Here is a 12,592-nt window from a genome sequence, read left to right on the forward strand (position 1 = left end):
CGTGTGCGGGTCCGGCGGTCCGTCATGGCTGGTACCCCCCAGGCCTGTTCGGGGGTTCAGCGTACGCCCGGCGCACAGCGCGAGGGATGCCACTGCGGAAAAGAATCCGATCTTCTTTTCCGGGGGGCTTCAGTCGTGTACGGAGCGGGCTGCGAGGTCCTCCAGGACGGCCACCGCCTCCTGCGCCCGGTCGGCGGCCACGAAGAGGTGGTCGTGGTGGTAGCCGGCGATGACGTTGCAGCTCAGCCCGTGTGCGCCGAGTTCGGTGGCGAAGGCGGCGGTGAGCCCGACGGCGTCGAGGGCGGAGTGGACGCGGAGGGTGATCCACCCGGCGACGTAGTCGTACGGAAGGCCGGCCGCGTCGGCCTCCTCCTGACGCAGCACCAGGGTGAGCCCCTCGGGTTCCCGCACGGTGGCCGCGGGCCGCAGCCCGGCCGGCACCTCGACGCCCTCCACCGTGGTGAAGACGTACCGCTCGTCCAGCAGTTCGGGCCGCATCCCGCTCAGCAGCCGCTTCAGGTCCCGCTCGGCCATCACGCGTCCACCGTACCCGGCGGAGTGCGCGGGCCGCGGCCGACCCGCGGCACGGGCGCGCCCACGGATGCCCTCGCGCCGTGCGCATCGAGTGCCCGCCACCCCAGGGATTCTGACTTTGCGTCGGCTCCTCATTCACTCCGCGTCGACCTGCTCTGCGAGGGAAACCTCAAGCCTTGCTTAACTGGCTTGACTCGACGGCTCGGCGTCCACCTACACTCCACCCTCGCCACTCTGGCGATCAAGGTTTCTGGAGGATATTCATGACCAACATTCGGCGCGCCATAGCCGTTGCACTTCCCACTGCGGCCGCCTTGGCCTTCAGCGTGTCTCCGGCACAGGCCGGCGTCGGTATCTACTGCACGGGAGAGGCCAACTGTGGCACCTTCTATTACAACTCCGGTCTGAATGGATCGCGCACGACGTTCACCGGCAGCGGCGGCATCAACGGCAGCATCAGCGACCTCGCGGGCTACAAGTTCCTGGACTCGGGTGCCGGCAAGGGAACGCCGGTGAAGAACGGCGCGGCCTCCTTCTACAACGGCAGCCCCACCCCGACCACGATCTTCTTCAACAGCGGCTACAACGGCGCCTGCGACACCGTCGCCCCGTACACGAACGCCAACCGTCTGGCGAACACGTACAACAACAACGCCGCGCTGGCGTTCGGCGCGTCCGGCTCGAACTGCTACAAGTTCAACTGACGGACTGACGGGTAATCCGTTCCTTCTTTGCATGTCGGCCCCGTGTGACCTCATGGCCTGCACGGGGCACCGCAGGAGCAACCAGATGAGACGTTTGGTGCCAGCCATGCTGGCCATGTTCGCCCTGGTGGGGTGCACGGCACAGGGATCGCAGGATGACGGCGACCCGGCGGGGTCGAACCGCCCCACCAAGGATTCCGAGGCGGCGAAGGGGTCCTACACGTACCGCCTGCCCATCGCCGCGTACAGCTACACGGACGCGGAGTACGCCTCCATCGCGGCGGCCGAGCACATGCTGGCACGTACCTGCATGGCCCGCTTCTCCCTGACCTACCAGCCACCCCCGCCGAATCCGCCCCAGCCGAGCGCCGACCGCCGGTACGGCCTGTCGGACGAGAAGTCCGCAGCCCTCTTCGGCTATCGCATGGATCCGAGCGAGGCCCCGAAGCAGCCCCCGCAGCTCGACGCCGACGTACGCGCCGTTCTGTACGGCAAGCGGGAGGACGCATCTGTGCCCGCCGAGTACCGGGGGCAGAAGGTCCCGGAAAACGGATGCCTCGGACAGGCCCAGAGCGACCTTCGCAAGGACTACTCGGATCCGGATGGAGCCGAGGCTGCCAGCCGGATATCGTCGCAGAGCTACGAGCAGTCCATGCAGCTTCCGGAAGTACAGGCCGGCTTCAGCAGTTGGTCGGCATGTATGCAGGAGAATGGATACACATACGCATCACCCCGTGATCCTTTCGCTGCGCAGGAATTCCGCGAAGGCCCCGTGACGGAGCGGGAGAAGGCGACGGCAGGGGCCGATGTCGCCTGCAAGCGCCGGACCGGCCTGCTGGACGTGTGGTTCACCGAGGAGTCGAAGCTCCAGACGGCGATGATCGCCAAGGACCGGCAACTACTCCAGAAGCTTCAGGACGTCCACCGGCAGAAGGTGGCCGCGGCGGAGGCGATCCTCGCGAAGGGCTGAGCTCGCCTCCCGGTGGTCCGGGTCGAAGACCGCACCCGGACCACCCGGTGATCACGACCCGGTACGCCTAGGTGAGGTCGAAGTCACCGCCGCGGGCGCCGAGGACGAACTTGTGCCACTCGTCCGGCGAGAAGATGAGCGAAGGGCTCTCGGGGCGCTCGCTGTTGCGCATCGCGATGAAGCCCTCGACGAAGGCGATCTGGACGTCGCCCACTCCTCGGCTGCTCGACTGCCAGTCCGCCTCGGTGAGATCGAGGTCCGGCTTCCCCCAGCCGGCGAGGGGTTGTGAAGTCATGCTCTCGGCCACGTGCGTGCTCCTCCCGGTACGTCGTCCGGGGGCCAGGTTAACCACCGCGGCGGGTGCCGGACAGGCCACGGTGCGTCACCCGTGGCCGGTCCGGCTCCCCGGCCGGCCCCTCCGTCGTCGGCCGGGCTTGTGTTCAGGAGGTCGGCTCCTCGGCCCCCACCAGCCACATCGCGAAGAACTGCGCGCCGCCGCCGTACGCGTGCCCGAGCGCCCGGCGGGCGCCCGGAACTTGATGTTCCCCGGCCTGGCCGCGGACCTGGAGGGCCGCCTCCGCGAAGCGGATCATGCCGGAGGCGCCGATCGGGTTGGTGGACAGCACGCCGCCCGAGGGGTTGACCGGGAGGTCCCCGTCGAGTTCGGTGACCCCGGCCTCGGTGAGCTTCCAGCCCTCGCCCTCCGCCGCGAAACCGAGGTTCTCCAGCCACATCGGCTCGTACCAGGAGAACGGCACGTACATCTCGACCGCGTCGATCTCCCGGCGCGGGTCGGTGATGCCGGCCTGCCGGTAGACGTCGGCGGCGCAGTCCTTGCCCGCCTGCGGGGACACGAAGTCCTTGCCGGCGAAGAGGGTGGGCTCGCTGCGCATCGCACCGCCGTGCACCCAGGCGGCCGGTTTCGACGAACGGGCCGCGCCCGCCCGGTCGGTGACGATCATCGCGCACGCGCCGTCGGAGGAGGGGCAGGTCTCCGAGTAGCGGATCGGGTCCCACAGCATCGGCGAGGCCTGGACCTTCTCCAGGGTGATGTCGTGCTCGTGCAGGTGCGCGTACGGGTTCTTGAGCGCGTTGCGCCGGTCCTTGTACGCCACCAGCGAGCCCACCGTGTCCGGCGCGCCGGTGCGCCGCATGTAGGCGCGCACGTGCGGGGCGAAGAAGCCGCCGGCGCCGGCGAGCAGCGGCTGCTGGAAGGGGACCGGGAGCGACAGGCCCCACATCGCGTTGGATTCGGACTGCTTCTCGAAGGCGAGGGTCAGGACGGTGCGGTGGACGCGGGCCGCCACCAGGTTGGAGGCGACCAGGGCGGTGGACCCGCCGACCGAACCGGCCGTGTGCACGCGCAGCATCGGTTTGCCGACCGCGCCGAGTGCGTCCGCCAGGTACAGCTCGGGCATCATCACCCCCTCGAAGAAGTCGGGGGCCTTGCCGATGACGACCGCGTCGATGTCCGCCCAGGTCAGTTCGGCGTCGGCGAGGGCGCGGGCGGCCGCCTCACGGACCAGGCCGGCGATGGACACGTCGTGGCGGGCCGCCACGTGCTTGGTCTGGCCGATCCCGACGATGGCCACGGGCTCTTTACTCACCTTGCGTCCCCTTCCAGGACGGCGACCAGGTTCTGCTGGAGGCAGGGGCCGGAGGTGGCGTGGGCGACGGCCCGGCGCGACGCGCCGCGGTGGATCCGGGCGGCCGCCTCGCCGATGCGGATCAGGCCGGCGGCCATCATCGGGTTGGCGGCGAGCGCGCCGCCGGAGGGGTTGACGTTCACGTCGTCGGCGAGGCCGAGCGCCTTGCGGAGCACGACCTCCTGGGAGGAGAACGGCGCGTGCAGTTCGGCCGTGTCCACGGGGGCCTCGAAGACACCCGCGTGTTCGGCCGCGAGCCGGGTCGACGGGGAGTCGGTGAGGTCGCGCAGGCCCAGGCTGTGGGCCTCGATGCGGTGGTCGATGCCGGTGATCCAGGCGGGGCGTTCGCACAGCCGCCGCGCGAGGTCACCGGCGGCCAGCACGACGGCGGCCACGCCGTCACCCACGGGCGGGCAGTCCCCGGTGCGCAGCGGCCGTACCTGGTAGTCGCCCTGCGGGACAGGGCCGCGCAGCTGGGCGTGCGGGTTGGCGACGGCCGCGTCCCGGCTGCGCGCTCCGACGGCGGCCAGGGCGGCCTCGTCGGTCTCGCCCGCGTCGATCAGGGCCTGGGCCTGGAGGGCGGCCAGGGCCACCGAGTCGGGCCAGAGCGGAGCGACGTAGTAGGGGTCCAACTGCCGGGTGAGGACGTCGCGTACCGACCCGGGTGAGGACTTCCCGTACGAGTAGACGAGCGCGGTGTCCGCCTCGCCGGTCTGGATCTTGACCCAGGCTTCGTAGAGGGCCCAGGCGCCGTCCATCTCGACGTGCGATTCGGAGATCGGCGGCCAGGCGCCGACCCCGTCGAGGGTCATGGTGAAGGAGAAGGCCCGGCCGGCGAGGTAGTCGCTGGAGCCGGAGCAGGTGAAGCCGATCTCGCCGGCCTTCAGGCCGGTGGCCGCCAGCACCTGGTGGAGGACCGGCATGACCATCTCGACTTCGCTGAGCTCGTCGGTGCGGCGCAGGTGGTCGCTCTGCGCGAAGGCGACCACCGCGACCTCGCGGGCGTATCGGGCCATCAGATGAGCTCCTTGTACGCGTCGTAGTCCGCGTCCGGTTCGCCGGTGGGGCGGTAGTGGTCGGGGTAGCGACCGCCTTCGGTCCATACCGGCTCGACGCGCAGGCCCATGCGGACCTGGTCGTAGGGGATGCCGCCGATCCGGCCGTGGAGGGCGAGGCCGGCGCCGTCGAGGGCGATGTGGGCGTAGACGTAGGGGACCTCGATGTCGAGGTTCTTCGCCTTGATGTTGACGATGCAGTAGGTGGTGACCGTGCCGGCGGGGCCGACCTCGACGCGGTCGGTGGTGGCGACCCCGCAGGTGGGGCAGGCGCCGCGCGGCGGGACGTACACCTTGTGGCAGGAGGGGCAGCGTTCGCCGACGGTCCGCCGCTCGGAGAGGGCCTCGATGTACGCGGTCTGGGCGCGGCCGGGGCTGTAGACGTAGTCGAGGCGGGCCTCGGCGACGATGCCGGTGACGGCGCCGTCGAAGCCCCCGTCGTGCGCGACGGCCACCCCGCCCGCGGGGCCCTCGTACGGTTCGAAGCAGGCGATGTCGGTGATGGCGCCGGTGCGCTCGGCGGCCCAGCGGACCCGTACCCGCATGCCGGTGCGGACGGCGTCGGGGCCGGGCGCGTCGAGGGCGTGCAGGAGGGCGGTGTCGGCGCCGTCCAGCTTGACCAGCACCCAGGCGAAGGGGGTGTCCAGGGGTTGTTGGGGGCGGGGTCGATCGTTCCACGCCCAGGTGGTGACGGTACCGGTGGCGCCGACCTCGACGAGCTCGCGGATCTCCTCGGCGGTGACGGGGTCGTACTCGACGGGCGGGACCATCACGGTGCCGTCGGAGGTCTTCACACCGAGCACGGTGCCCTCGCGCAGCCCGGTGAGGAAGGCGCTCTGGACGGGCCCGAGGGACCGGGTGAAGGGGAACTCGACGACGAGGGGCGCGCGGAGCACCTCCGGTGGGGGGGCAGCTGTCATGGTGCTCTCCGATGCAATCGATTCCGGTGATATCAATCCCGCCGCACCTCACCCAGCCCCGCCGGCGTTCGAGGCGCTCCTTCAACCCCGCCGCACCTGACCCAGCGCCGCCGGCGTTCGAGGCGCTCTTTCAGCCCCGCCGGCGTTTGAGGCGCGGGGGTCCGGGGGCAGCGCCCCCGGCAACGGCGCCGCGCCGAGGACACGGGCCGCTCCGGACGGCGGCAGCTACTCGCGCCGATACACCGCCGGCCGCTTCTCGGCGAAGGCCCGCGCCCCCTCCTTCGCATCGGCGGTGTCGAAGATCGGCCACCCCCGCAACAGCTCCGACGCCAGCCCCTCCCGCTCCGTCATCTCGGCGGTCTCGTAGACCGACGCCTTGACCGCCTCCACCGCCAACGGCCCGCACGCGTTGATCCGCTCCGCGATCTCCAGGGCCGCCGCCAGCGCCGTACCGTCCGGCACCACCCGCCCCACCAGCCCGATCCGCTCCGCCTCCAAGGCCGAGTACGAGCGGCCGGTCAGCAGCATCTCCAGGGCGTGCGTCCGCGGGATCTGGCGTGGCAGCCGTACCGTCGAGCCGCCGATCGGGAAGAGCCCGCGCTTGACCTCGAACAGTCCGAAGGTGGCGCCCTCAGCCGCCACCCGGATGTCCGTGCCCTGCAGGATCTCGGTCCCGCCGGCCACGCAGTAGCCCTCCACCGCCGCGATCACCGGCTTGCGCGGCCGGTGGTGCCGCAGCATCGCCTTCCAGTGCAGGTCGGGGTCGGCCTTCAGACGGTCCCGGTAGAGGTCGCCCGCCATTCCCTTCCCGGCCAGGGCCTTGAGGTCCATTCCGGCGCAGAAGTCCCCGCCCGCGCCGGTGAGGACCACCGAGCGGATCCCGTCGTCGGCGTCCGCCTCCAGCCAGCCGTCGTACAGCCCCACCAGCAGCGGCAGCGAGAGCGCGTTCTTCGCCTCGGGCCTGTTCATGGTGAGCACCAGCGTGGCGCCGTGCCGATCCACGGTCAGGTGTTCCGTCCCACCCATTGCCGTCCTCCCGTCTCAAGACCTAGAACAGGTTGCAGTAGGGGAGGGTGCAGTTCAATAGTTTGCTGACACTCAGTCAGATTTCTTGGACGGCTCCCTTCCCAGTTGCCTTCTCCGGCGCTCTAATGACCGCCGGAGCAGGCCGGCCACATGGCCGGTCGTCGGGAACTTCGGGAACATCCAGGGTCAGGAGGAACGGTGGAGTACAACCTTGCCGACCTGTTCGAGTCGGTCGTGGACGTGGTCCCGGACCGCGAGGCCCTCGTGTACGTGGACCACCCCGGGACCGGCTCCGAGCGCCGCCTGACGTACGCGGAGCTCGACACGGCGGCGAACCGGATCGCCCACCACCTGCTCGACAGCGGCCTGCGGGCCGGCGAGCACCTGGGCCTGCACCTCTACAACGGGATCGAGTACCTGCAGACCGTGCTGGCCTGCCTGAAGGCCCGGCTGGTGCCGGTGAACGTCAACTACCGTTATGTGGAGGAGGAGCTGGTCTACCTCTACAACGACGCCGATCTCGCCGCCCTCGTCTTCGAGGGCGAGTTCACCGAGCGGGTCGCGGCCGCACTGCCGCAGACGACGAAGCTCCGTCACCTGATCCGGGTCGGGGAGGCCCCCGAAGGCGCCCCGGAGCCGTCCGTGGCGCCGGTCCCGTACGCGGACGCCGAGGCGGCCGGCTCGCCCGGGCGCGGATTTCCGCCGCGCAGCCCCGACGACCTCTTCATCATCTACACCGGTGGCACGACCGGCATGCCCAAGGGTGTGATGTGGCGGGCCGAGGACCTCTTCTTCGCCGGACTCTTCGGCGGCGAGCCCTCGGGCGAGCCGGTGAAGCGGCCAGAGGAACTGGCCGAACGGGTCGCGGCGCGCGGCGCCGGGCTCACCTTCTTCCCGGCGCCCCCGCTGATGCACGGCACGTCGACCCTGACCTCCTTCATCGCCTTCAACTACGGCCAACGGGTGGTCATCCACCGGAAGTACGCGCCCGAGGAAGTGCTCCGTACGATCGAGAAGGAGAAGGTCTCCAGTGTGTCGCTGGTCGGCGACGCGATGCTGCGGCCGCTGATCGACGCCCTGAACGGCCCGCTCAAGGGCACGGACCTGTCCTCGCTGTTCAGCGTCTCCTCGTCCGGGGCGATCATGTCGGAGACGGTGCGCGCCGAGTTCCAGCGGCTGGTGCCGAACGTGCTGCTCCTGAACAACTTCGGGTCCTCCGAGTCCGGGTCCAACGGCCGGGCGACGGACGACTCCGGCCCGGAGAAGGGCTTCCGGCTGGTGGTCAACGACCGTACGCAAGTGGTGGACCCGGTGACGCACGAACCGGTGGCGGTGGGCGAGCCGGGTCGCCTCGCCCAGCGCGGGCACGTCCCGCTCGGCTACTACAACGATCCGGGGAAGACCGCCGAGACCTTCTTCCAGAAGGGAACGGAGCGCTGGGTGCTGCTCGGCGACATGGCGACCGTCGACGAACAGGGCATCGTCACGGTGCTCGGCCGCGGCTCGCAGTGCATCAACACCGGCGGCGAGAAGGTGTATCCGGAGGAGGTCGAGCAGGCGCTGAAGTCCCATCCGGACGTGTACGACGCCTTGGTGGCAGGGGTCCCGGACCCGACGTGGGGCAGCCATGTGGCCGCGGTGGTCCAGGTCCGGGAGGGCGCGCAGGTACCGTCCCTGGACCAGATCCAGAGCCACTGCCGCACCAGGCTGGCGGGCTACAAGATCCCGCGCCAGCTGGTCATCGCGCCCGCCATCCAGCGCTCCCCGAGCGGCAAGGCGGACTACCGCTGGGCGAAGGCGGTGGCGACGGAGGCGGACACGGCGTAGCCGTGGGGTCGTACGCCCCGCGCTCGCTCAGGAGGCCGCGGGCGCGAGTGTGAGGGCCGGGGCGGAGGGTGTCGTGGGGGCGGTGGCGGCGTCTTCCTCGTCCACGCAGGTCAGCACCATGAATACGGTCGCGGGCAGACCTGACGTTTCCTCACCCGTGAGGCGGGCGCTCGCCGTCCAGTTGCCCTTCGTCAGGGTCAGCGTCCGCTCACCCAGGTCGGGGCCGTCCTGCCAGCCGTGGTCGGAACGGGCCCGAGCGAAGGCCGCTTGCACGGCGGCGTCCACCGTCTCCGGCGCATGACGCCCTGAGAGCCGTTCGTGGCACGTGTGCATGCCCGCGGAGGGTTCCCGCTCCACCGTGATCCCCTCCGCCGCGAGTATCGAGGTCATCTCCGACACCACCGTCTCGCGAGGCAGCGGCGGACCGGAGTATCGCGGGGGCAGCGGGCCGAGGTCCCGCAGCAGATACGCGCCGACGGCCACCGTGGCCGTCGCCAATGCCGCCAAAGCCACGGCCGCCACGGCTGTCAGCACCAGTATCCGTCGCACGATGTTGTCGGTCCTCTCGGTTCGCGGTACGGCCGGCCAGTCTGCCACCCCTCCGATCTTGAAGAACCGGCGGCCACCGGTCGACAGTCGGCGGTCGGCGGTCAGCGGTCGGCGGGGCCGGGAACCGGCCCGGCCGCATCGCGTCGTCAGGCCCCCGCCGCCAGGAACCGCTCCACGCGGGCCGTGAACCAGGCCCCGTCGTCCAGCCACGGGAAGTGGCCGGCCCGAGGCTGGACGTCGACCGAGCCCTGCGGGAACAGCGCGGCGAGCCGGGCCGCCAGGGCGGGGCTGGGGTTGCCGTCCAGTTCCGCGGCCAGTACCAGGACCTCGCCCGTGACCCGGCGGAGCGCCTCGCGGGTGGCGGGCGGGTCGAAGGCGCCGGGGCCCGCGTAGGCCTCGGCCGCCTTCTCGTTCTGCTGCCGCGCGTTCGCCGCGCAGTGCGCCCGGGCCGTCTCGTCCCAGTTCCCGTAGAACAGCGGCGCGGCCAGTTCCCAGTCCTCCTCTTCGTGGGCGGTGTCCGCGAGGATCCGTTCGTAGGCCGCGATGGCCGTGTCGTAGGGCTCGCCGCCCGCCCGCAGCCGCGCCCCCTCCAGCCGGTCCCGGGTGGTGACCGGGAGGTCCACCGCCCACGCGGTCGGAGTGACCAGGACGGTTCGGCGCAGCCGCTCGGGGTGCGCGGCCGCGTAGAGCTGAGCGAGGTTGCCGCCGGCGGAGTGGGCGAGGAGGTCCATGCGCTCCAGGCCCAGGTGAGCCCGCAGCGCCTCGACGTCGCCGACCTGGTGGTCGACGCGGTACGTCGACTCGTCGGCCGGTACCGCGGAGTCGCCCGTGCCGCGCAGGTCGAGGAGGATCAGAAGACGCCCGTCCGCGAGTCCGCCGAGGTCGCCCAGGTATGCGGATGCGCGCATGGCGCCGCCCGGGATGCAGACCAGCGGCTCACCGTCCCCCTGGAGGTGATAGGCGAGTTCGGTTCCGTCGTAGGTGGTGAAGGTAGGCATGCGGGCCATCACAACAGACGATCACTCGTTCGAGTCATTGATTTAACCTGCAGGTCCCTGGCAATCTACCGAATGATCGGTCGGTTCTCATGATGAGGTGACGGCATGGCGGTGTACACGGATCTCCACGACGAGGGCGAGCGGCTGGGCCGCGACGAGTTGGCCGCGCTCCAGCTCACGCGGCTGCGTTCGACACTGCACCGCGCCTACGAGAAGGTCCCCTTCTATCGGCAGGCCTTCGACAAGGCGGGGGTGCATCCCGACGACTGCCGGTCGCTCGCCGACCTCTCCTTGTTCCCGCTGACCACCAAGGCCGATCTGCGCGACCAGTACCCCTTCGGGATGTTCGCCGTGCCGCGCTCGCAGGTGCGCCGCATTCACGCCTCCAGCGGCACCACCGGCCGGCCGACCGTCGTCGGATACACCGACGGAGACCTCTCGACCTGGGCGGATGTCGTCGCCCGGTCCATACGCGCGGCGGGCGGACGGCCCGGCCAGATCATCCACATCGCCTACGGGTACGGGCTGTTCACCGGCGGCCTGGGCGCGCACTACGGCGCCGAGCGCCTCGGCTGCACGGTCGTGCCCGCGTCGGGCGGGATGACGGACCGGCAGGTCCGGCTCATCGAGGACTTCCGACCGGAGGTCATCATGGTGACCCCTTCCTACATGCTGACCCTGCTGGACGAGATGGAGCGCCAGGGGATCGACCCGCGCGCCACCTCGCTGCGGACGGGGATCTTCGGCGCGGAGCCGTGGACCGAGGAGATGCGCCGGGAGATCGAGGAACGGCTCGACATCGACGCGGTGGACATCTACGGCCTGTCCGAGGTCATCGGACCGGGCGTGGCCCAAGAGTTCGCGGAGACCAAGGACGGCCTGCACATCTGGGAGGACCACTTCTATCCCGAGGTGGTCGATCCGCTGACCGGCGCGGTGCTGCCGGAGGGCGAGCCCGGCGAGCTGGTCTTCACCTCCCTCACCAAGGAGGCCATGCCCATCATTCGCTACCGCACCCGGGACCTGACGCGGCTGCTGCCCGGAACGGCCCGGCCCGCGTTCCGTCGGATGGAGAAGATCACGGGCCGCAGCGACGACATGATCATCCTGCGCGGGGTGAATGTGTATCCGACCCAGATCGAGGAGGTCCTGCTGCGGACGCCGGGCCTGGCTCCCCACTTCCAGCTGCGGCTGACCCGGGAGGGCCGGATGGACGCCCTGACGGTACGGGTGGAGGCGCGCCGGGAGACCGATGCCGAGCGGCGGCAGGACGCGGCCGCCGCCGTGGTCCGGGCCGTCAAGGAGGGCGTCGGAGTCTCCGTACGGGTCGAGGTGGTCGACCCGGAGACGCTCGAACGTTCGGTGGGGAAGATCAAGAGACTGGTCGACCTTCGCGGAGCCGGTGGCTGAAACCACCCCTTCGGGCCCATTTGGGGGTGGTCCCCGGGAGCGATCCGGCGCTCGGGGGTAGTGCATGAGGTGTGATCTCCACCCTCCGGCAGCTCTACGACCGGCTCCAGGGCTCCCAGATCGGGCTGGCCTGGAGCCGTGGCCGGGAGATGGAGCTGATGCACCGGGCGATGGGCTTCGCGGCCCTCGGCTTCCTGACCCTGGTGCCGTTGCTGGTGGTCGTGGCGGCCGCCGCGCCCGGGAGCGGCTCGGGCTTCGGCCGCTGGCTGGGTCAGGCCCTCGGGGTGACGGAGGCCTCGCGGGTCCGGGTGGAGATGCTGTTCGGCGCCGCCGACCTGGCGCTGGAACGGACCACGGCGTTCGGTCTGGCCGCCCTCGCGGTGTTCGGCCTGACCTTCGGATCGGCGGTGCAGACCGGCTACGAGAAGGTCTGGGACCTGCCGACCGCGCGCTGGCACACCATGTGGCTGCACGTCGTCTGGCTCGCCCTGCTGGTCTGCTACCTCGGCCTGCTCGTGGGAATCCCCTCGCCGTCGAACAACGCCATCGGCACGATCCTCGGCGCGCTGGGCGACCTCGTCGGCACCTGCCTGTTCTTCATCGGCTCGCAGCGCCTGCTGCTCGGCGGCCGGGTCCGCTGGCGCGCCCTGGTGCCGGGAGCGGTGGCGACCAGCCTCGGGCTGCTGGGGCTGCGGATCTTCTCGCAGCTGGTGTTCTCCCCGCTCATCGCCTCCAACGCGGTGATCTACGGCCCCTTCGGCACCCTGCTCGTCGTCCAGTCCTGGCTGGTCGGCGTCGGCTTCGTGGTCTACGGGGGCGCGCTCGTCGGCCGTCTCGTGCACGAGCACCTCACCCTGCGGCGGCTGCGGCGCAGCGGGCTCTTCCCGCCCGAGGACCCCGCCGCGCGCCCTCCGCATCCTCCGCATCCCCACTGACCGCACCGACCGGCCTCC

13 protein-coding genes are annotated in these 12,592 nt (G+C 70.8%); 5 read left to right on the top strand and 8 right to left on the bottom strand.

Annotation, left to right across the window (positions count from 1 at the left end; all coding sequences use genetic code 11):
- Positions 1-129: 129 nt before the first annotated feature.
- Positions 130-537: an ACT domain-containing protein gene (locus tag BCL76_RS26705; protein ID WP_109781921.1), complete on the bottom strand. Its 408-nt coding sequence runs from the start codon at positions 535-537 to the stop codon at positions 130-132.
- Positions 538-797: 260 nt separating this feature from the next.
- On the opposite strand from BCL76_RS26705, the gene BCL76_RS26710 reads away from it, so the two are divergent.
- Together BCL76_RS26710 and BCL76_RS26715 are read left to right on the top strand one after the other, a co-directional pair.
- Positions 798-1,238, top strand: coding sequence for a hypothetical protein (locus BCL76_RS26710; RefSeq protein WP_109781922.1), 441 nt, complete (start codon positions 798-800; stop codon positions 1,236-1,238).
- 85 nt (positions 1,239-1,323) lie between these two features.
- Entirely contained in the window at positions 1,324-2,208 is an 885-nt protein-coding gene (locus BCL76_RS26715; protein ID WP_109781923.1) for a hypothetical protein, read from the top strand.
- Positions 2,209-2,275: 67 nt separating this feature from the next.
- Here the strand turns inward: BCL76_RS26715 and BCL76_RS26720 are convergent, their stop codons facing one another.
- The 5 genes from BCL76_RS26720 to BCL76_RS26740 form a co-directional block, all read right to left on the bottom strand.
- Positions 2,276-2,503: a DUF397 domain-containing protein gene (locus tag BCL76_RS26720; RefSeq protein ID WP_375137968.1), complete on the bottom strand. Its 228-nt coding sequence runs from the start codon at positions 2,501-2,503 to the stop codon at positions 2,276-2,278.
- Positions 2,504-2,648: 145 nt separating this feature from the next.
- Positions 2,649-3,815 (bottom strand): thiolase domain-containing protein, encoded by a 1,167-nt coding sequence (locus BCL76_RS26725; protein WP_109781924.1) that lies wholly within the window; start codon positions 3,813-3,815, stop codon positions 2,649-2,651.
- On the bottom strand, positions 3,812-4,870 hold the full coding sequence (locus BCL76_RS26730; protein WP_109781925.1) for a thiolase domain-containing protein: 1,059 nt from the start codon (positions 4,868-4,870) through the stop codon (positions 3,812-3,814). Before BCL76_RS26730 ends, BCL76_RS26725 begins: the two co-directional genes overlap by 4 nt.
- Entirely contained in the window at positions 4,870-5,829 is a 960-nt protein-coding gene (locus BCL76_RS26735; protein WP_109781926.1) for a Zn-ribbon domain-containing OB-fold protein, read from the bottom strand. The genes BCL76_RS26730 and BCL76_RS26735 overlap by 1 nt, the downstream gene beginning before the upstream one ends.
- Before the next feature lie 225 nt (positions 5,830-6,054).
- Positions 6,055-6,855 carry a crotonase/enoyl-CoA hydratase family protein gene (locus tag BCL76_RS26740; protein ID WP_109781927.1) on the bottom strand — a complete coding sequence of 267 codons (801 nt, stop codon included), beginning with the start codon at positions 6,853-6,855 and terminating at the stop codon, positions 6,055-6,057.
- A 198-nt stretch (positions 6,856-7,053) separates the two neighbouring features.
- Here BCL76_RS26740 and BCL76_RS26745 point away from each other — a divergent pair, with 198 nt between their 5' ends.
- The gene (locus BCL76_RS26745; protein WP_109781928.1) at positions 7,054-8,682 is read left to right on the top strand and encodes an acyl-CoA synthetase; all 1,629 of its coding nucleotides are present in this window, start codon (positions 7,054-7,056) and stop codon (positions 8,680-8,682) included.
- A gap of 27 nt (positions 8,683-8,709) precedes the next feature.
- On the opposite strand, the gene BCL76_RS26750 is transcribed toward BCL76_RS26745, so the two are convergent.
- Positions 8,710-9,231, bottom strand: a complete 522-nt coding sequence (locus BCL76_RS26750; protein WP_258309921.1) for a hypothetical protein — start codon at positions 9,229-9,231, stop codon at positions 8,710-8,712.
- A 146-nt stretch (positions 9,232-9,377) separates the two neighbouring features.
- Complete coding sequence (locus tag BCL76_RS26755; protein ID WP_109782019.1) at positions 9,378-10,229, bottom strand: alpha/beta fold hydrolase; 852 nt, start codon at positions 10,227-10,229, stop codon at positions 9,378-9,380.
- A gap of 105 nt (positions 10,230-10,334) precedes the next feature.
- Here BCL76_RS26755 and paaK point away from each other — a divergent pair, with 105 nt between their 5' ends.
- Together paaK and BCL76_RS26765 are read left to right on the top strand one after the other, a co-directional pair.
- Positions 10,335-11,639 (top strand): phenylacetate--CoA ligase PaaK, encoded by a 1,305-nt coding sequence (gene paaK / locus BCL76_RS26760; RefSeq protein WP_109781930.1) that lies wholly within the window; start codon positions 10,335-10,337, stop codon positions 11,637-11,639.
- Between the two features lie 71 nt (positions 11,640-11,710).
- Entirely contained in the window at positions 11,711-12,574 is an 864-nt protein-coding gene (locus BCL76_RS26765; protein WP_109781931.1) for a YhjD/YihY/BrkB family envelope integrity protein, read from the top strand.
- The last annotated feature ends 18 nt before the right edge of the window (positions 12,575-12,592 follow it).

This window comes from Streptomyces sp. CG 926, assembly GCF_003148825.1.
In the GTDB taxonomy this organism is placed as follows: domain Bacteria; phylum Actinomycetota; class Actinomycetes; order Streptomycetales; family Streptomycetaceae; genus Streptomyces.

Bases quoted from the DNA above. Each gene is read 5' to 3' on its own strand.
- BCL76_RS26730 (WP_109781925.1), bottom strand. From the start codon at position 4,870: ATGGCCCGATACGCCCGCGAGGTCGCGGTGGTCGCCTTCGCGCAGAGC.
- BCL76_RS26735 (WP_109781926.1), bottom strand. From the start codon at position 5,829: ATGACAGCTGCCCCCCCACCGGAGGTGCTCCGCGCGCCCCTCGTCGTC.
- BCL76_RS26755 (WP_109782019.1), bottom strand. From the start codon at position 10,229: ATGCCTACCTTCACCACCTACGACGGAACCGAACTCGCCTATCACCTC.
- paaK (WP_109781930.1), top strand. From the start codon at position 10,335: ATGGCGGTGTACACGGATCTCCACGACGAGGGCGAGCGGCTGGGCCGC.
- BCL76_RS26710 (WP_109781922.1), top strand. From the start codon at position 798: ATGACCAACATTCGGCGCGCCATAGCCGTTGCACTTCCCACTGCGGCC.
- BCL76_RS26740 (WP_109781927.1), bottom strand. From the start codon at position 6,855: ATGGGTGGGACGGAACACCTGACCGTGGATCGGCACGGCGCCACGCTG.
- BCL76_RS26720 (WP_375137968.1), bottom strand. From the start codon at position 2,503: ATGACTTCACAACCCCTCGCCGGCTGGGGGAAGCCGGACCTCGATCTC.
- BCL76_RS26715 (WP_109781923.1), top strand. From the start codon at position 1,324: ATGAGACGTTTGGTGCCAGCCATGCTGGCCATGTTCGCCCTGGTGGGG.